This window comes from Phocicoccus pinnipedialis (genome assembly GCF_903994035.1).
Taxonomy (GTDB): domain Bacteria; phylum Bacillota; class Bacilli; order Staphylococcales; family Salinicoccaceae; genus Phocicoccus; species Phocicoccus pinnipedialis.
The window spans coordinates 1-18,404 of record NZ_CAJEWB010000005.1; the positions used below are offsets into that span (position 1 = coordinate 1).

Below are 18,404 nucleotides of genomic sequence, written 5' to 3' on the forward strand. Positions count from 1 at the left end.
TATATCCGTGTTTTATACTGTTCTCTCAGTCACTCCGTAGAGTGTATTTTTGGAATTAACGTTGACATATTGTCATTCAGTTTTCAATGTTCTTGTTTGAAATCGCCTGTTTCAGCGACATATTCAATCATAACACGTTCAATTTATTAATGCAAGCATTAATTTGATTTTTTGTGTTTCGTTTGAACCATGTGGCGAATGTCTCTCGCTCACAAGATATAACTATACATGGTTTGAATATATTATGCAACTGTTTTTTAAGAATTTATTCATTTTTTTCTAGATTTTTTGCTAGAGCTTGATAAAACAGGCTTTAATCTGTCTTTTTTATATAACAGAAATTAAAAAACGCATCAATAGCTCCCTATCAATGCGTAAGATTACATTTCTGTTCGATGTGCGATTGCTTTTGAAAGTGTTACTTCGTCTGCATATTCCAAATCTCCTCCGATGGATAGACCTTGCGCTGGTCGCGTTGTCTTTATTCCAATCGGATTGATCAGTCTTTGAATATACATTGCAGTTGTTTCACCCTCGATGTTTGGATTCGTCGCGAGTATCACTTCTTTAATCTCATCATCTTTAAGTCTTTCTAATAGACTTGGTACGTTAATGTCTTCAGGTCCAACTCCATCCATCGGACTGATTGCACCATGCAAAACATGATAGAGCCCTCTATATTCACGCATTTTTTCCATTGCAATGACATCTTTCGTGTCTTGCACGACGCAGAGTGTAGAACGGTCTCTTGTTTTGTCGCTACATATATAGCATGGATCTACGTCTGTGATATGTCCACAGACTGAACAATAGAGGAGTTCTCTTTTAACTTCTATTAAGCTCTTCGAGAAACTGACTACGTCCTCTTCTTTCATATTAAGTACATAAAAAGCAAGGCGTTGGGCCGTCTTCGGTCCAATGCCTGGCAATTTCATGAAACTATCGATCAGCTTCGATATGGGTTCTGGATAATGCATATTACATCAATCCTGGAATGTTAAGACCCTTAGTGTGTTGTCCAAGACGACTCGATGCTAACTCATCTGCTTTAGATAATGCATCGTTTGTCGCTGCTACTACTAAATCTTGTAGCATTTCGATGTCTTCTGGATCTACTACTTCTTCTTTAATTTCAACATCCATAATTTCTTTATGTCCATTTACTGTTACAGTGACCATTCCACCACCAGCAGTACCTTCAATTTTTTCTTCTTTAAGCTTCGCTTGCTCTTCTTCCATTTTCTTTTGCATTTTTTGCATTTGTTTCATCATGCCTTGCATATTACCCATTCCGCCACGCATATTAAAAACCTCCATGTTTAATTTACTAGTCTTATTGTAATCGGCTTATTCTTTTATTTCAATAATACTGCTATCAAATATCTCTTTCGCAACGTCTGAAGGTTTCTTCTCTTCCTTCACACCTTGTCGTCTTTTATCAATATATTCCTGTCTGACTTGTTGCCAATTCGATTCCGGAACTCCAACGACTCGAACTTCTTTACCTATAATGGAAGGAATCAGGTTTTCTAATTCCTTTTTCTTCTCATCATCATTGTTGATGAGTTCAGAGTGTACATCACTTTGGAACATGATTAACACCTGCGTTTCACTCGCAGCTACTGGTTCCGACTCTTTCACAAGTGCACGCAGTGGTTGGTTGTCCATCTCTTCGATCTTCCTATAGACGTTCGGCCACTCTGCTTTTAACTTTTCAAGATCTTCCCGGTTTGCTCGATCTAACACTTCTTTAATTTTCTCAACCGAGAACACATTGCGGTTACGACGTACTTTTTCTGGACGTTTGCGTTCAGGGCGTGTGAACTTACCATCCTCGAGTTTCGCTTCAAGAGCTCTAATCTGAGATTCAAGCCTTCTAATTTCATCACTCGAAACACTTGAAGTGCTTGCTTCTGTTTTGTTCAGTGCTTGAACCATCTTCACGATCACTACTTCAAGGTGCACGGATACATTTACGCTGTAACGCATCATGACCATCGAGTCATTCAAGATTTCGATTAAATCATAAATCACGGAGTCATCGAGTGTGACGAATGCCGTGTTATCATCGACTTGATTTGAATGTTTCATTAAGATGACATCTCTTAAAAAGTATAGAAGTTCGTGAACGAGACGCACTGGATCTTTACCCTCATCAATAAATTGATGATATTTCAGGAATGCATCTTTCGTGTTCTGTGTTTCAACAAGCTTCATCCACTCATTTAAATCTTCAGTCTTAATACCACCTGTGATGATTACCGCGTCGTCGAGCGTGATTTTATCTCCACTATAAGCAATTACTTGGTCAAAGATTGATAATGCGTCACGCATACCACCTTCTGCAGCGCGTGCGATATACTCGATCGCTTCATGCTCATATTCAATACTTTGGTTTTCTGCTACATATTTCAAGTGTTCAACAATCTCATTCAGCTCAATCGCCTTGAAATCGAATCGTTGCGTTCTCGAGATAATAGTCGCCGGAATCTTATGTGGTTCAGTTGTTGCTAAGATAAAAATAGCATGTACTGGTGGTTCTTCTAATGTTTTTAGGAGTGCGTTAAACGCGCCAGTCGTCAACATATGAACTTCGTCTATAATGTAGACCTTGAACTTCGCTTCACTTGGCGCATATTTTACACGGTCTCTAATATTTCTAATTTCATCTACACCGTTGTTTGACGCTGCATCAATTTCAATCACGTCGTTTGCGCTACCGTCCGTAATCGTCTGACACAGATGACATTCATTACAAGGCTCTCCATCTAAGCCATTTGGACAGTTCAATGCTTTTGCAAAGATTTTAGCAATCGATGTCTTCCCAGTGCCCCTAGGGCCTGAAAATAAATATGCGTGGGACTCTTTACCACGCTTTATTGCGTTTCTTAGTGTTTGAGTGATATGTTTTTGACCCACTACCTCACCAAAACTCTGGGGTCTAAACGCACGATACAGTGCTTGGTACTCCATGTGCCCGCACTCCCTTTTTACAAATTAATTCTTACATATTATATCACAGTCTCATTTTATTATTCCTTAAATACCTCACTTACACTCTATGCATGATTTAAAAATGGCATAAAAAAAAGACCACATTAGTGATCAATTTAAAAGCCGTGCACCACTTCTTCGAATATTTAACACAAGCGTTACGCTTACTTTCAGCTCAACCTCGGCTACCCTACGGCACATAGAATGGGTTACTTAATGCTGCTTCCTTCCGGACCTGACATGGTTCGTAACGTTCTATTGCATAGGACCGAGATCTCAACACCTCTGGTAAGCGGCAGTCCTCACATCCAATTCCTCAGAAGTGGAATTCAGTCTTGCTAGAGCGGATTGCAAGTACAGGGCACCGCTAATTCCCCACTTAGCACGGTAAGTCTAATAATAGCAAAACCATCTTACTTTTTCAACTTAATTCCTCTTAAAAACGAAATAAAGAATGACTGAAACAGGAACGAGTATAGATAGTACAACAATCAACCATCTTAAATATATAGGTAATCCTTCGTCTTCTTTAGAATCATCAGATTTAATTAGAAATTCTTTTTCATTTTCCTCTTCTTTTTTCACGTCATTATTGATATCAAAGTTGATGTTTACTTTATCACGATTCTTTATTTCAACAGTGATAGGAGAAATACTGCCTTCGATATCTTTGTCATTTACAGAGATATTATATTTCCCTGGAGATAATTCGGTAAATACAAACTTCCCATTTTTATCCGTTTTTACAGTTTGTTCAGCATCCCCTGAGACAGTGACTTCAATATCTTTCATAAGTACCCCATTCACGCGCACGTGTCCTTTTATGAGAAAGCGTTCCGTTTTAATTTCTTTTGTGAGTGGTTCTTCAGATGGCGATTCGTAGACAGGTTCTTCGGAAACAGGCGCTTCATAAGTTATCGGTTCTTCGTATACTGGTTCTTCATATGTATCGTCTTCATACGTGTTATCGTAAGTATTCTCTTCATCAGTTGCAGGCTCTTCTAATACCGAGGATTCACTATCACTTCCTGGATCTGTCATACCAGGATCTGTCCATGTATTGGTGTCATCAGTGCTCGTGTCTGAATTTTCATATCCATCTGTGGGTGTTTCATTCACACTCTCATCGGGATTAGTCGTTGTATCATCTACAGTTGTCTCATCTGCCACAGCAGTATTCGCAAGCATTATTGAAATCAGAAAAATCGGCAGCCATTTCTTCATCAGTAAGGTCCCCTTTTATATTCTATTCCTTTTATTATACATGAGTCGTGACACGTGACAAACCATGTTTTTTATCTCAAAATAAATTAATGAGGAGTGATGAAATGAAAATTTTTGAGCCATATAAAATTAAAGATTTAGAATTAAAAAATAAGGTTGTGATGGCACCAATGTGCCAATACAGCGCAACGTATGGCTATCCGAATGACTGGCACCATGTCCATTACACGACACGTGCTGTTGGTGGTGTTGGGCTAATCGTTATAGAAATGACTAACGTTGAACCAGACGGCCGTATTACTAACAACTGTCTTGGTCTTTGGGAAGACGGTCAGGTCGAGGCTTTTAAAGGTATTATTGATTCGCTACATTCATATGGTGCGAAAGTGAGTATTCAGATTGCCCACGCAGGACGTAAGGCGACAGATGCAAAAGTTCCTGTATCTGCATCAGATATTCGCTATAGTGACAAATACAAAACACCCAGAGCGCTGACAACTGAAGAAACGTATGAAATGATAGAAAAGTTTGGTCAATCGGCAAAGCGTGCAGTGGAAGCAGGTGTGGATTCCATTGAAATTCATGGCGCACACGGATACTTGATTCACCAGTTTTCATCTAAAAGGACCAATAATCGTACAGACGAATTTGGCGAAGACTTAAGCCTGTTTGGTCGCAAAGTGATTGAACGTGTGAAAGAAGAGATGCCTACGGGGATGCCACTCGCAATTCGTATGTCTGCAAAAGAGTATGTGACAGACGGATACGATCTGGATCATGGTGTTTATCTTGCAGAACAGTTTAAAAATGCAGGTGTCGATATGATCCATGTGTCTGCTGGCGGTGAAGGGACACCGGACAAATCACGACTCGGAACGATTGGCCCAAGTTACATGGTACCTTTTGCGAAAGAAATTAGAGAAAAGGTAGACATCCCGGTCATTGCTGTTGGTATACTAGATGATGTAGAAGATGCAGAGGCGGCACTCGGGTCTGTCGACCTCGTTGCGCTTGGGCGTGTGTTACTGCGTAATCCATATTGGGTTGTGAATAATGATGAAAAACATCGATTTGCAGCTAAGCAGTATCAACGCGGATATTAACGAAAAGGATGACACATAATGAACGATTTACAAACGGTTGGGTTTGCGCGTTATGATTATATGAAAGAACTCGCATATGATGGTATTGAGAGTGATTACGACGCGCTCTTGAAATATTTTGAAGACTTGCCGAAAGATGACTATGCGGTAGGACTCAATCGCTATCGAAGATATTCACGCGCACTCGTGTTACCGACTTCGAAAACAATCGAATGGTTACCGAATATTGAGAAAAATGGCAGCGCACGCGCCGCTTATTTCCAAGGGAAATTCAACCCGGAACACCCTGGGGATTATAGAGAATTTCCAGCCATAGATGAGGACATTTTAGATAACAAATTACTGCAAAAAATTATAATCGCAGATTATGAAAAGACATTCTGGAATGCTGAAGATACAATCATGCCAATCCATGTGGGCGTCCACTTCGTGAAGTTGAGTGTGGAAGAGAAAGACGATGTTGCAGTATCTAGTCCAAACAGTCTACACCAAGATGGCGAGCCATTTACGTTCGCACACTTGATTGAGCGATATAATGTAGATGGCGGAACAAATGCGATTGGTATTCCAGAAGTACGTCATAAGTTACCTGAAGAAACAGAAGAAGGACAGTTGCACGATATATTTGAAATAACACAACCACTGGAGTCATATGGTGTAAATGACAAAAAAGTCAGTCACTATGTATCACCAATTACGCGTGGACCTCTAGACGAATCAGGACGTAGATCCGTTATCTTGATTGACTACCAGCTGACTGTCGTTGCAGAAATGGAAGAGTAACAATAAGAAAGAATGCCGAACTCGGCATTCTTTTTTTATATTAGAAAATAAAAAAAGCCGCAAGCATCTCAAGCTCGCAGCGGATTATCCTACAAAATATCTTCTAGTTTTTTCTTATGTCGCTTGATCATCACAACACCGAATGAGCACGTCGCATCCTGCTTCAATTTCAAGTCATGTTCTCTCGCATATTCTACAACTTCTTTGAACAGTGCTTCTCCTACACCTTGTCCACGAAGTTCTTCTGATACTAGAGTATGGTTAATGTCTATTACGTCGTTTTCCACGCTAAACTTCATTACTGCTTCTGGTTTATCGAGTTCTCCTACATAAAACTGATGTTCTTTTTGTTTTATATCCATAAAGCTCACCTCGTTTTTATTGGTGCAGCCAATCTTTAGCTGCCATAACCGCTTCACCTGTCAATTCATGACCATTTACCCAGTATTCTTTTACCCTTGAGCCACGCGATTTAAACAACTCCACGACGGTGTTGTTATCTGCCAACGATGCCATCGGATCATTTTTACCCATAGTGATAAAAACATCCAGTCCACTTAAGTCTTTGTTATCCTTTAGTTCAATTGAATAGAGTGGCGCAAATAAAATTGCACGTTTAAAGTTTGCATCGTCTCGAAGCAACATATTGATTGCGATATTTGAACCGTTTGAGAATCCAACAAAAATTGCATCGTCAACATCGAAGTCGTTCTTCTCAGCTTGTTCTTTTATGAAATCAAGCAGCTCACGCCCTCTAAAATCTAAGTTCTCCAAATCATACTGCCCCATGCCTGTTCTTCTAAAGAATCGATTCATGCCGTTTTCTGGCTCTTTTCCGCGAACAGATAACACACCATATTCACTGTCTAACATTTCAGCAAGTGGTAAGAGATCACGCTCATCTCCACCCGTTCCATGCAACAGCACAAATACTGGCATGCCTTTTTTACCTGGTTTAAAAATATGTTCCATATTTTTATCTCCTCGTTTCAAATAATTTTAACTCGTTTTCAATTTCTTCTCTTTTTGGTTCTAAGAAAGGGGGCAATGCAAGGTTTTCACCAAGCGTTTCATATGCTTCATCCGTCATGAATCCAGGTCCTTTCGTCGACAGTTCAAATAAGATGTGTTTGATTCGGACGTATAGCGCACTGAAATAAAAGCGATCGCGTATTCCAGAATGGTTCAGTCCTCTAGACTCATAAAGACTTTCCCAATACTTCAATGCGTCCATATCCTCTACCATTAGTGCAACGTGGTGTATTTCTCCAGAGCCTGGTCTAGCAGATTTTTCATTACTTTTCTTTAAAATAACACTCGCTTCGTTTCCACCATCATGTACTTCTAATAATACATATGAACCTTCTTCTCTTGATAGCTGAAAACCATATAGTTCCGTTAACGTGTCTATCATTAATTCAGGGTACTTCGTATGAATTTCAACAGGTCCTAATGCATGAACTGCGTACGCTTCAGGTACCGGGCCATTTTTCCATGGTGTACCTTTAAGTTTTGAATGATCATTTTCATCAGAAATCAAGAAATACTTCATTCCGTCTGGTTCTTCAAATCTTAAAATTTTTCTTCCAAAAAGTTCTGTGATTTCACCTGATAAAACCCCGAACTCTTCAAATCTCTTCTTATAATATATAATCGCATCATCACTCGGCACTCTTAATGATGCTCTGTGAATAGAGTTGTTCCCTGAAACCCCCCGTTTTTGACCAGGTACATCAAAGAACGTCATGTCCGTACCCGCATGGCCCACATCATCTGAGTAAAACGCATGATACGTTCTTGTATCATCTTGGTTGACCGTCTTTTTAACAAGTCTCATTCCTATTATTTCTGTGAAAAATTTATAATTACGTTCGATGTCATCTGTCATAGCTGAAACATGATGCGTGCCTAGAATTGGATACATACACTCGCTCCTTAATTCATTGTCGTATCAAACATTCTAATCTGACTTTCGATGTACTCACGCTTTGGTTCGAGTTTCGGTGGTAATGCGAGACTTTCTCCCATCGTCTCGTATGGTTCATCTGTGTCGAAACCTGGTCCATCAGTAGAAATCTCAATTAAGATATGTCCAATTCTTGCATACAATGCTTTGAAATAGAAACGGTCAATAATGGTTGAGTTTGGAATACCCATGCCTTTATAGCGTGCTTCCCATTCTTCAATCGCTGCGTCATCTTTAACTCTGAATGATACATGGTGAACTTCACCATATCCTTGTACACCTTCTGTTTCTTGATTGTTATATAAGAACACACGTCCGCCGTTTCCACCTTCGCCGACTTCTAATACTGCAAATTCATCATCTTTATGGATTTCTCTCATCTTATAAATTTGTTTTAAAGTTATTAAGAAATCTTCGTAATAAGATACATGGATTTCAATTGGACCTAAACCATAGATCGCATATTGTTCAGGAACTGGACCATTTTTCCAAGGTGTTCCTGCTGCAACACCTGTATTATTCTCATCTGAGATTAATTGGTATAGTTGTCCATCCTCTTCTTCAAATCTAAGTACTTTATTACCAAATACTTCACTAATATCTTCATGTTTTACATTGAATTCTTCAAATCTCTTCTTATAATATTCAAGAGCCTCATCACTTGGCACACGGAATGATGTTCTATAGATTGAGTTTGTTCCAGCCTTACCCTTAGGTTGACCTGGGAAATCAAAGAATGTCATATCCGTACCTGCAGTTCCACCATCATCTGCAAAAAATGTATGGTATGTGTGAATGTCATCTTGGTTGACCGTTTTCTTTACAAGTCTCATTCCGAGTACTTTAGTGAAAAATTCATAGTTTCTTACTACATCATCTGTCATCGCTGTTACATGGTGAATACCTAATAAATTATTTTTCATTATCCATTACTCCTAATAGCAAGTTTATAAATACATTATATCTCGATTTCGAGATATATATCAAAAATTATGCTCAAAGTATCAAATGATATTTGATACCCGAGCAGAAACTTTCTTTAATGCTTCTTTTAATATTTCTAATTCATCATCTTCTAAGCAATCAAAGAAAGATTGAATCATTGCTGCGTGCATTGGAAAAATCTCTTCCATAACAGTTCGCCCTGCGTCTGTAATGCTCACATAAAATGTTCGTCTATCTTTTGTGTCTTGTTCTTTAATTACATACCCTTTTTCAATAAGTCTCTCAATTACATATGTTGTTGAGCTACTAGCAATTAAAATACGGTCTCTAATGGTTTGAATCGTTAACGGGCCTTTTGTATAAAGCACCTCGAGTACTGCAAATTCCGTAACAGACAAGCCATATTTTCGAATATCTTTACGAATTGCAATATCAATAGCATCATTCGTACGCTTTAATGCAATAAACGCTTTTAACGAGGTTTCATCTCTTTTCATATAATTTACACCTCTATTTAGTTCGAATTTGAGATAATTATACTACCTTGATTTCGAACTGTCAATTTTGCATATATAAAAGTCATTAGCCTTAATTACAATCTCCTTAATGTTGAAATATCCATTAAATTTTGACTAAATTGTGAAATTCGTTAAAATTATCAATATATGATTCATGTATTAGAGTATAGAATCATTAATACATAAAAAGGGGAGGTAATTTCAATGTCAAACGATGAAAAGAGACCACATGAGCGTAATGAAAAACAATTTTCAAGACGTGATTTCTTGAAAACAACTGGGGTAGCAACTGGTGGTATTTTAGCAGGTAGCTTACTTGGTGGTGTGGTCACTCACTTTGGTGACTCTGGACTCAAAGACCAAGAACCTAATGGTGAAGGTGGTACAAATGAAACTCCGGAATCTCAGAAAGGTAATCTTACGGATGCACGTGTATTCTTCAATAGAAAATCAGACTTCAGTACATTAGCTGCTGCAGCTGAACGTATTTTCCCTGAAGATGATCTTGGTCCAGGTGCAATCTCACTTGGTGTTCCTTACTTTATCGACAAACAATGTCACAGTTGGTGGGGATTCAATGGTAAAAACTACACAGATGGACCACACGACTTTGAAAAGACGCCAGAATTCGGTATACAAGAGAAGCTAAACCGTGGTCAAATCTTTAAGCTTGGCCTTGAGAAAATGAATGAAATAGCGAACGATGAATTCGACGGTAATTTCTGGGAGATCGATTCAAAAGATCAAGACGAGATCCTAAAGAAATTTGAATCAAATGATGACGATGTAAAAATGAATGGTGTGCGTGCAGACGTATTCTTCAGTTTACTTCGAGATACAACTATTTGGGGTGTATATGCAGATCCCGCATATGGTGGAAATCGCGATATGGAAGGTTGGAAAATGATTGAATTCCCAGGTCCACGCATGGGCTGGGCGAACATTATTCAAGAAGAAGAATTCCATAAAGAAGCACCACAAAGCTTAAGAACATACCAAGGAGGTAAAATGTAATGGCTAAAAAACTTGATAAAGTAGATGTAGTTGTCGTTGGTATGGGATGGGCTGGCGGTATTGTTAGTGCTGAGATGGCAAAAGCAGGAAAAAAAGTTGTTGGTCTTGAAAAAGGAGACCACATTAAACGAGAAGATTATATCGGCGTTAAAGACGAACTACGTTTTGACAATCAATTCCAAATTATGCAAGAACTTAAAAAAGACACTGTGACTTCTCGTAACGAAATAGACGAAACTGCTTTACCTATCCGTACACGTAAAAAGATGCAGATTGGAGCAAATCTAGGCGGTGCATCTGTACACTGGGCTGGTGCAAGCTATAGATATTGGCCATACGAATTTGAAATACGTTCTAAAACTATTGAAAAATATGGTAAGGATAAGATTCCTGAGGATATGAACCTACAAGACTGGGGCCTTACGTATGATGAAATGGAACCTTATTATGAAAAATGGGAATATACAGCTGGGATCTCTGGAGAACAGGATCCAAACGCGCCAAAACGTAACAAGCCTTGGCCAAACCCACCACTTCTAGAATCACCATCACTAAGACTTTTTAAAGATGCATGTAAAGAACTTGGGCATAAACCGTTCCAAATTGCTGCGGGTAACATGTCCGAGAACTATGAAAACCCAGATGGCGAGAAGCTAAATGCGTGTATGTACTGTTCATATTGTACACGTCATGGCTGTGACTTCGATGCTAAATCGGATCCACTTGCAACAGTTATCCCAACAGCTATGAGACATGATAATTTTGAACTACGTACACGTGCAAACGTACGACGCGTGATATATGATAAAGATTCTAAGAAAGCAACTGGTGTACTTTATGTTGATGAAAATACAGGTCAAGAATATGAACAACCAGCTGAGGTTGTTGTACTAGCAGCATTCGCATTTACAAATAACCGTCTGCTCATGCTTTCTGATATTGGTGAACAATACGATCCGAAAACACGTAAGGGTATAATCGGTCGTAACTTCAACGGACAATACAATAACGCATTTGCTGGTGTAAGAGGTTTCTTTGATAATAAGAAATTTAACTTATATGCCGGTGCTGGGGCAATGGGGGCAGCAATCACTGATTTCGCTGCTGATAACTTCGACCACACAGATCTTGACTTCCTGGGTGGAGGTGCAATTGAGTTACGTCAGTACGGCTTTGCAGCAATCAAGAGTTCTGGAAACATTAAGTCTGGTACACCAAATTGGGGTGCAGAGTATAAAAAAGAATCTCTTAACTATGCGCATCGTATGCTCCAAATTTGGTACACAAACAACACGTTCTCATATTGGCATAACTACGTAGATCTCGATCCAACATATAAGGATGAATATGGCGATCCACTCTTACGTGTGACGTATAAATTTGGTTCAGGATCAAAAGAAATCATGGAGTTCGGTGTAGAGAAATGTCGAGAAATTATGGAAAAAATGGGTGCAGATCATATTGAAGAAGATAGTATCCCAGAAGAATTTGACCATGAGTTCTCAGGCGGACACTATACTGGCGGTGTTGTAATGGGAGAAGACCCAGAAACATCGGCAGTGAATAACTACCTACAAATGTGGGATGTCGACAACCTATTCGTAGTTGGTGGCTCTGCTTTCCCACAGTTTGGCGGACACCACCCAACACCAACAATCGGCGCACTCTCGTACAGAGCAGCTGAAGGTGTCGAGAAATATCTTAAAGATAAAAAACCGCTTGCAAAAGCAAAGAAAACAACAAAAGCATAACTTTATTTTGAAATTTAAAAAACCTTGGAATTAAATCCCAAGGTTTTTTTATGATTATCTTACACTGACTCAAAACACTTATTCTATAAGAAAATAATATTAACAGTTAAATTATAATTTAACTAAAAAACACATCTCCCGAAATTTCAGGAAACGTGCTTCTTTCTTACTTTTTAGTTTCGATATACTGTAGTCCATTTGATAGAAGTCCACTAGCAGTTACTGTATAGTTTCTTGCTTCTTCTTTTGCTTCTTTACTCGTTGGATCAATGCCCATTATCGCTAATACTTTGTCTATATCTGCAATTTTTTCATAATCAATGACACCGTCTACCGTGAATTTATCTTCTTCAAATTTCATTTCAAAGCTCACGCCGTCTTCTTTACTTAATTCTTCGTACCCTTTAACCGTATCTTTAAATTTTTCTTCTGCAGCTGCCTTGTCCGCTAAGTCTAGTGATGCATATGTTTGTTCATTATACGTCGTTTGTTTCAAGACTTTATTTTTACCATCCTGCAAGATCGCTACTTCGTAAAGATATCCTTCTTTTTCGCCACGGAATACTTCAGTCGTTTGTTCGCCTTCTAAATAGTATCCTTGCTTTTTAAAGTTATCAACACTTAACTGATAACTTACAAACTGCGATTCTTTGCTTGTGCCCTCTGGCATTGATGCGACTAAATTAAGGTCTGCTACTGTGTAGTCTACTTTGAACGTTTCAATAAATGTGTTATCCGTGTACTCTACTTTGTACTCGACACCCTCTTGATCTTTGTATTTTTCCGCGTCACCGATATCTTTAATTTTATCGCGTGCTTCTTGTTCGTTTTCTACTCCAAGGGTGCTATAATCGCCTTCAGTAATTTGAGTTTGCTCAAGCAATACATCCTCTGCATGCTTCATCTCAATAGAGCTTTCTAATCCAGTCGCTTCTTTCTTCATAACATTGGTTTTAGCTTTCGACTCATCGTATAATGATTTTGATGTCGTATTATTATCCGCTTCACTATCAGTTGCTTCCTCAGAAGACGTCGCTTCTTTCTCTACCTCTTCCGTCTTTTCATTCTTCGACTCTTCGGTGCGTTCAGTTTTTTTATCATCATTCGAACACGCGACAAGTGTTATGAATGATAAAGACAGCAATACCAACCAAAATTTTCTCATTAAAAATTCCCCTCCCATAAATTATGTAACATTCACACTGCACCTATTATGGTAGCACGTTTAAAGAATCAGATAATAGTGTATAGATACATAAAGAACCATTAAAGGAGAACAGTATGCAACTTATAAATCTATCATTCCTACCAGAAAGCGTACTTGGATGGGCAGTGTTCCTTATAACTACAGTTACCTTATTTATACTACTTCTAAACCTAAGGTCTAAAAAGTATAAAACACCCTACGCCGAAGATTTACTAAGTCCGGTTATTCAAGATCCATTTCAACTCGTGAAAGAAAAGGCGCTTGCGACTGCACATAACAGAAAATCTGAAGCGGCTAATGATCGTAACAGCGATGTATTTATTTCATTTAAACCCGAAATAAACGAAGCATCCGTAGTAAAGTTAACGCATAATCAGGCAGTCGTTACTGAAATTGAGCGTACGACGTATTTTATACATCACGAAGAAATATCTGTCGATAATCTCGATGAGACAAAAGATAAACTCAATACAGCGGTAGATAAAGGTATCGATGCATTCAATAATATTCTTTCTGTCGATTCAGATACGTTCGTAGAAGCTGATAAAGTGATTGGAATGACAAACGTCGTTCAAAAAGTAGATGAAAACACAGGTGAGACTGTACTTTTTATTGCAAGTGATCTTGACTACGAAAAATATGAAAACAAGCTCTACCATGAAGGTTATGAAAAAGCTTAAGCGTGCCTCGGCACGTTTTTTTATTTAAAATAGCCATTCTATTTATTTCATAGAAATAATAAGATTGATGATAGTCTCAACCTTGCGACAAAAATATCGCCACGATTATCGTGGATAGCTAAACAGTATGAAGAGAAAGTCATGCTTGATATTCACCCGCTTACTTATTGAATTTAAGCAGATCTTTTATAGGATTTATTTACAAATCTAAGATACTTCGTGTACGATTAAAAGAAAGCGCAAGGAGTACTTATGTATATTATCTCTCTTATTATCGCTGCTGAGTTACTGATTTGGGTGTGTATTAGTCTTATAATCTTTTCTCGTTATAAGTTAAAGAATAAGCCTCTGTCAGTCTTCTTTTTTATTTGGATGATTATAATTAATATTATCTTACTAATTTTGACAGCAGTAGATTTAAAATCTGGAAGTACCGTAACGTTTGCTCATGGACTTGCTGCAATATACATTGGGATTAGTATCGCATTTGGTAGTCAAATGATTGGGTATGCAGATCGCATGTATCAGAACTATTTTTTAAAAGAACATACCCCTATTGAAAAGCCAACTAAACGGCAAAAGCTCATGACGACTTTGCGTCACTTCTTAGCTTATATTATTGGTGCTGGGTTGCTTTACATTATGATTCAATATATTGGAAACGAGCCAGCAACAGGCAAATTACAATGGTTCATTAAAATTTGGACAATTGTGATCGCAGTTGATCTCGGGATTACAATTGTTGCACTCACAAAACAGAATAAAACCAAAAAAGCTTAGACTGCTGGTCTAAGCTTTTTTGGTTGAGTACACTTATTCTCTAGAAGAAGCTTTATAACTAGACACTCTCTTATCACAAAACATCTACTCTAATGATATGGACAGGTCTCTATAACTTCCTTCTTGGCATATTTAAATCTCGGACTGTGAACTGTATTATCAAAGCCATAATGATAATTATGAACGAGTGAAGGGGATAGTGGCGGCGCCAGCCAACTCCACTTTCCTGTCACTTTTCGTCCAGCTTTCTTTTCTTTGTCTTCAAAAAGTTTAAATTGCTTAGATGCTGTGATGTGGTCAACCATCGATACGCCACTCTTTTTAAATGAGTGATAAACCGCATAGTTAAACTCGACGAGTGCGCGGTCGCGCCAATAAGAATCCGTACGGTTTGTGTCTAAGTCAAACGCCTCAGCAATCGGCTTCAATTTATTATACCGATACGTATCAGTAAAGTTTCTCACGCCGATTTCCGTCTCCATATACCATCCGTTAAACGGCACAGTATGATATTCGATGCCACCAATTTCTAGTATCATATTCGATATCATCGGCACCGCATACCACTTGAGCCCAAGTGCTGCGAGCTTCGGATAATCGTCATGCACAATATCAATCTCGGTTATAACTTCTCGATTATACTCGTGCACATGCCACTGACCATCAAAATGAAATGTAAGTGGCAACAGATTAAAGTCCGCTTCACTCTTTTTCCATCCTAAAGACTCAATGAACTGTGTCGTATCTCTTGAACGTGGATCGCCTTTATTTTCGTATCCAGCATAGCGTAAAATCTGCTCATTTTTGAGTTTAAAATCGTTACTAAAAATTGATATCATTGGCCGGATTTTTCCAGCATTTGTCGCATCAACAATATGCGTTTCAATCTCACTAATAAACACTTCAGGCGAATCCACATTTCTTAAGTCTCGCACGATTAAGGTCTCCCAAAAGAGTCGCCCAATGCAGTGGTTCGAGTTACGCCACGCAACACGCGCACCATACTCTAATTCAGCTGTCGTATGGGTGTATGTGCCAGTCTCATTAATTTCATCTTCTATTTTGCGTAAGCGTGTGTCTTTATCTTGTGTCTCTAAACCACACTCTTCGTACATCATTTCAATAAATTTTTTCGCTTCATTAAACATCTAGTCACCTCACTCACCTAGTATATATGAGCAATATGACTTCCGTGTGAACTATTCCCGAATTCTTTTCCACACTTCAAACGTGTGCGGGTAGATGTTTTTATCGTCCACCACACCATCCCAATATTTCACTCGCTCGAACTTAGAATAATCAAAATCACCCGGGAAATACGTATCTCCGTTGAACGATTCATGTATCACTGTACGGTACAGCTCATCCACCTCATTTTCAAACATCTCGAACAAGGTCGCACCACCGATAATATAAAAATCCTCACCGGAGTGCTCATGTAACCTTAAAATTTCTTCTTTAGAATGAACAATAATTGCACCGTTACCATCGTAATCTTCTCGGTGCGTGAGTACGATGTTGCGTCGCCCTTTCAGAGGACGTTTCGGAATCGTCTCATACGTGTCACGCCCCATCACAATATCCCCCCGCATCGTGACATCCTTGAAAAACTTTACATCTCCAGGAAGTCTCCATGGAAGTTCATCATCCTTACCAATTAAACGATTTTCATCCTCTGCCCAAACATACGCTAACATACACTCACTCCTATATTTACTGTTTCTATACTATACCCGCTCTTTATAATGATAAAAACACGATCTTATTGGTGAAAAAAGACAGACGCGATCGCGTCTGTCTTCATTCCTACTATACAGAAAATTTTAATGTGTAATCATATTTCTAAATTAATTCTTTACATCGATCCCTTGCTCCCATAGATACTCTTCATACGTGAGTCCAGACTCATAAAGAGCATATGAAAGTTCTATTCCTACGTAGCGAAGGTGCCACGGCTCGTACATATAGCCCGTAACACGATCTTTTCCATATGGATATCGAATAATAAATCCGAAACGGTGTGCATTGTCATTTAACCAAACGCCGTCGTCTGTGTTTCCAAATGTGTCTACAAGTTGATAAGCGACGTCTTCACTCGTTACGTCAATCGCAAGACCCGTTTGGTGCTCGCTTGCTCCAGCTGGAGCGCTAAATGTGCGCGCAACTTCTTCGCCATGAGACGCAACGTAGTTATCGTAAAGCTCTGCTTGATAGTCATATGAACGGTATCCACTCACAGCATAGAGTGTCGATCCATTTTTCGATGCATCGTCAAAAAGTTGTGTTAACGCTTCGCTCGCTTCATTTCTGAGTTGGTTAACCATCGGAATTTCATTCACGTATGGTACCTCAATCGTCACGAGGTCATCAGGTACGTACGAAGGTTCGAGCGTTTCCCCACGGTTTACAATGGCTAAGATGCTCGACTGATCGTAAATATTATTCTCATTTGGCATTTTTTCATCTACTTCTTCTTTTTCTACTTCAGTCGTTTCATTCGATTTTTCCTTTGAAGCGTCAGATTTTTCAGCTTCAATAGATTCCTCTTCGATTTCAGCCAAATCTGTAATCTTCGGTTCATTCTTTTTATTCCCAAAAGGAATATTGTTCAACTCTGCATTTTTTTCGTTATTCGTGCACGCAGCGAGCATCATCACCGACACCCCAATGAGCGCAAATTTAACATTTCGTTTCTTCAAACCCATCTTCCTTACTCAATATGTATTCGTTACTTTATTATTTTATCACGTATTTAAACCTCATTACCAACATCCTAATATCGTCATAAAAATAAAAAAGCGCACTGTAAATGTACGCTTTTTAATATGTCGTTTCTGTAATAATAAGCTCTCCAAGATCGTCAGGTGAGAACCTGCTCGCTCTCTCATTGAACCACTTCACGACAACCGCATTGTAGAATCCGTCGTGTAGCGTGTTTTTATCCTCTTCATTACCTGTAAAGTTCAGTACTAACGCGTTGCTGCCTTTTTTATAGCTTGCCACGAGTTGTGAATCACCCTTTATGACAATCGTCTCTAGTCTTTCATCATCATCGAAATGGAACGTCGTCACCGTGCGATCAATTCCATTTGATAATTCCTCTTTCGGAACATTCACTTCATATGTATATACTTTGTCTTCATGTGACTTAATATTTGTCTCTTGCGTCTTTGTAATTGAATAAATTTCTTCAAATACATTATCGTATTTTGTGTGTTGAGAGATTTTTACACCCATTACAATTAAAGCAACAGCCAAGATTATTGTTGCACCAATCACGAAACTGCGTTTCATGACCTCCACTCTCCTGTTCTTTTCATATATTATAAGTGTCCTACTTTTTTGTAAATATGTCCACATATCTATGGATCGTTCACATATTTTGACATAAAAAAAGTCCCAACACGTATGTTGGGACCCTTTGTACTGTCTTTAAAAA

The 18,404-nt window shown here is 38.6% G+C and carries 20 protein-coding genes and 1 other RNA gene; 6 read left to right on the forward strand and 15 right to left on the reverse strand.

All coding sequences use genetic code 11. The features are described from left to right. Window positions 1-380 precede the first annotated feature (380 nt). The 5 genes from recR to H9D55_RS01745 all read right to left on the reverse strand — a co-directional run bounded on the left by recR (window position 381) and on the right by H9D55_RS01745 (window position 4,218). The gene (gene recR / locus H9D55_RS01725; RefSeq protein WP_186076318.1) at window positions 381-977 is read right to left on the reverse strand and encodes a recombination mediator RecR; all 597 of its coding nucleotides are present in this window, start codon (window positions 975-977) and stop codon (window positions 381-383) included. Window position 978: 1 nt separating this feature from the next. Continuing rightward, window positions 979-1,302, reverse strand: a complete 324-nt coding sequence (locus H9D55_RS01730; RefSeq protein WP_186076320.1) for a YbaB/EbfC family nucleoid-associated protein — start codon at window positions 1,300-1,302, stop codon at window positions 979-981. A gap of 45 nt (window positions 1,303-1,347) precedes the next feature. Continuing rightward, complete coding sequence (gene dnaX, locus H9D55_RS01735; protein WP_186076322.1) at window positions 1,348-2,973, reverse strand: DNA polymerase III subunit gamma/tau; 1,626 nt, start codon at window positions 2,971-2,973, stop codon at window positions 1,348-1,350. Window positions 2,974-3,117: 144 nt separating this feature from the next. Next, window positions 3,118-3,382: signal recognition particle sRNA large type (gene ffs / locus H9D55_RS01740), an RNA gene on the reverse strand. Window positions 3,383-3,420: 38 nt separating this feature from the next. Continuing rightward, complete coding sequence (locus H9D55_RS01745; RefSeq protein ID WP_186076324.1) at window positions 3,421-4,218, reverse strand: carboxypeptidase-like regulatory domain-containing protein; 798 nt, start codon at window positions 4,216-4,218, stop codon at window positions 3,421-3,423. 104 nt (window positions 4,219-4,322) lie between these two features. Here H9D55_RS01745 and H9D55_RS01750 point away from each other — a divergent pair, with 104 nt between their 5' ends. Together H9D55_RS01750 and H9D55_RS01755 are read left to right on the forward strand one after the other, a co-directional pair. Next, window positions 4,323-5,321 (forward strand): NADH:flavin oxidoreductase/NADH oxidase, encoded by a 999-nt coding sequence (locus H9D55_RS01750; protein WP_186076325.1) that lies wholly within the window; start codon window positions 4,323-4,325, stop codon window positions 5,319-5,321. A gap of 18 nt (window positions 5,322-5,339) precedes the next feature. Further along, window positions 5,340-6,104: a 2OG-Fe dioxygenase family protein gene (locus H9D55_RS01755; protein WP_186076327.1), complete on the forward strand. Its 765-nt coding sequence runs from the start codon at window positions 5,340-5,342 to the stop codon at window positions 6,102-6,104. An 89-nt stretch (window positions 6,105-6,193) separates the two neighbouring features. Here the strand turns inward: H9D55_RS01755 and H9D55_RS01760 are convergent, their stop codons facing one another. The 5 genes from H9D55_RS01760 to H9D55_RS01780 all read right to left on the reverse strand — a co-directional run bounded on the left by H9D55_RS01760 (window position 6,194) and on the right by H9D55_RS01780 (window position 9,512). After that, complete coding sequence (locus H9D55_RS01760; protein WP_186076329.1) at window positions 6,194-6,466, reverse strand: GNAT family N-acetyltransferase; 273 nt, start codon at window positions 6,464-6,466, stop codon at window positions 6,194-6,196. 16 nt (window positions 6,467-6,482) lie between these two features. Further along, window positions 6,483-7,076, reverse strand: coding sequence for an alpha/beta hydrolase (locus H9D55_RS01765; protein WP_186076331.1), 594 nt, complete (start codon window positions 7,074-7,076; stop codon window positions 6,483-6,485). 4 nt (window positions 7,077-7,080) lie between these two features. Then, a complete protein-coding gene (locus H9D55_RS01770) occupies window positions 7,081-8,028 on the reverse strand; it encodes a VOC family protein (protein WP_186076333.1) in 948 nt (315 codons plus the stop codon). An 11-nt stretch (window positions 8,029-8,039) separates the two neighbouring features. Then, window positions 8,040-8,993 (reverse strand): VOC family protein, encoded by a 954-nt coding sequence (locus H9D55_RS01775; protein ID WP_245202378.1) that lies wholly within the window; start codon window positions 8,991-8,993, stop codon window positions 8,040-8,042. A gap of 81 nt (window positions 8,994-9,074) precedes the next feature. Next, on the reverse strand, window positions 9,075-9,512 hold the full coding sequence (locus tag H9D55_RS01780) for a MarR family winged helix-turn-helix transcriptional regulator (protein ID WP_186076335.1): 438 nt from the start codon (window positions 9,510-9,512) through the stop codon (window positions 9,075-9,077). 225 nt (window positions 9,513-9,737) lie between these two features. Here H9D55_RS01780 and H9D55_RS01785 point away from each other — a divergent pair, with 225 nt between their 5' ends. After that, entirely contained in the window at window positions 9,738-10,547 is an 810-nt protein-coding gene (locus H9D55_RS01785; RefSeq protein WP_186076337.1) for a gluconate 2-dehydrogenase subunit 3 family protein, read from the forward strand. Beyond that, on the forward strand, window positions 10,547-12,298 hold the full coding sequence (locus H9D55_RS01790; RefSeq protein WP_186076339.1) for a GMC family oxidoreductase: 1,752 nt from the start codon (window positions 10,547-10,549) through the stop codon (window positions 12,296-12,298). The genes H9D55_RS01785 and H9D55_RS01790 overlap by 1 nt, the downstream gene beginning before the upstream one ends. A 166-nt stretch (window positions 12,299-12,464) precedes the next feature. Here the strand turns inward: H9D55_RS01790 and H9D55_RS01795 are convergent, their stop codons facing one another. Beyond that, window positions 12,465-13,463: a DUF1307 domain-containing protein gene (locus tag H9D55_RS01795; protein ID WP_186076341.1), complete on the reverse strand. Its 999-nt coding sequence runs from the start codon at window positions 13,461-13,463 to the stop codon at window positions 12,465-12,467. A 116-nt stretch (window positions 13,464-13,579) separates the two neighbouring features. On the opposite strand from H9D55_RS01795, the gene H9D55_RS01800 reads away from it, so the two are divergent. Together H9D55_RS01800 and H9D55_RS01805 are read left to right on the forward strand one after the other, a co-directional pair. Beyond that, window positions 13,580-14,185: a hypothetical protein gene (locus tag H9D55_RS01800; RefSeq protein WP_186076343.1), complete on the forward strand. Its 606-nt coding sequence runs from the start codon at window positions 13,580-13,582 to the stop codon at window positions 14,183-14,185. A 372-nt stretch (window positions 14,186-14,557) separates the two neighbouring features. Then, window positions 14,558-14,965, forward strand: a complete 408-nt coding sequence (locus H9D55_RS01805; RefSeq protein ID WP_186076344.1) for a hypothetical protein — start codon at window positions 14,558-14,560, stop codon at window positions 14,963-14,965. Between the two features lie 89 nt (window positions 14,966-15,054). Here the strand turns inward: H9D55_RS01805 and H9D55_RS01810 are convergent, their stop codons facing one another. From H9D55_RS01810 to H9D55_RS01825, 4 genes are all read right to left on the reverse strand, one after another. Then, complete coding sequence (locus H9D55_RS01810; RefSeq protein WP_186076345.1) at window positions 15,055-16,113, reverse strand: nitric oxide synthase oxygenase; 1,059 nt, start codon at window positions 16,111-16,113, stop codon at window positions 15,055-15,057. Window positions 16,114-16,164: 51 nt separating this feature from the next. Beyond that, entirely contained in the window at window positions 16,165-16,662 is a 498-nt protein-coding gene (locus H9D55_RS01815) for a dihydrofolate reductase (protein ID WP_186076346.1), read from the reverse strand. Between the two features lie 150 nt (window positions 16,663-16,812). After that, window positions 16,813-17,664 (reverse strand): M15 family metallopeptidase, encoded by an 852-nt coding sequence (locus H9D55_RS01820; protein ID WP_186076347.1) that lies wholly within the window; start codon window positions 17,662-17,664, stop codon window positions 16,813-16,815. Between the two features lie 121 nt (window positions 17,665-17,785). Then, the gene (locus H9D55_RS01825; protein WP_186076348.1) at window positions 17,786-18,259 is read right to left on the reverse strand and encodes a hypothetical protein; all 474 of its coding nucleotides are present in this window, start codon (window positions 18,257-18,259) and stop codon (window positions 17,786-17,788) included. Window positions 18,260-18,404 lie beyond the last annotated feature (145 nt).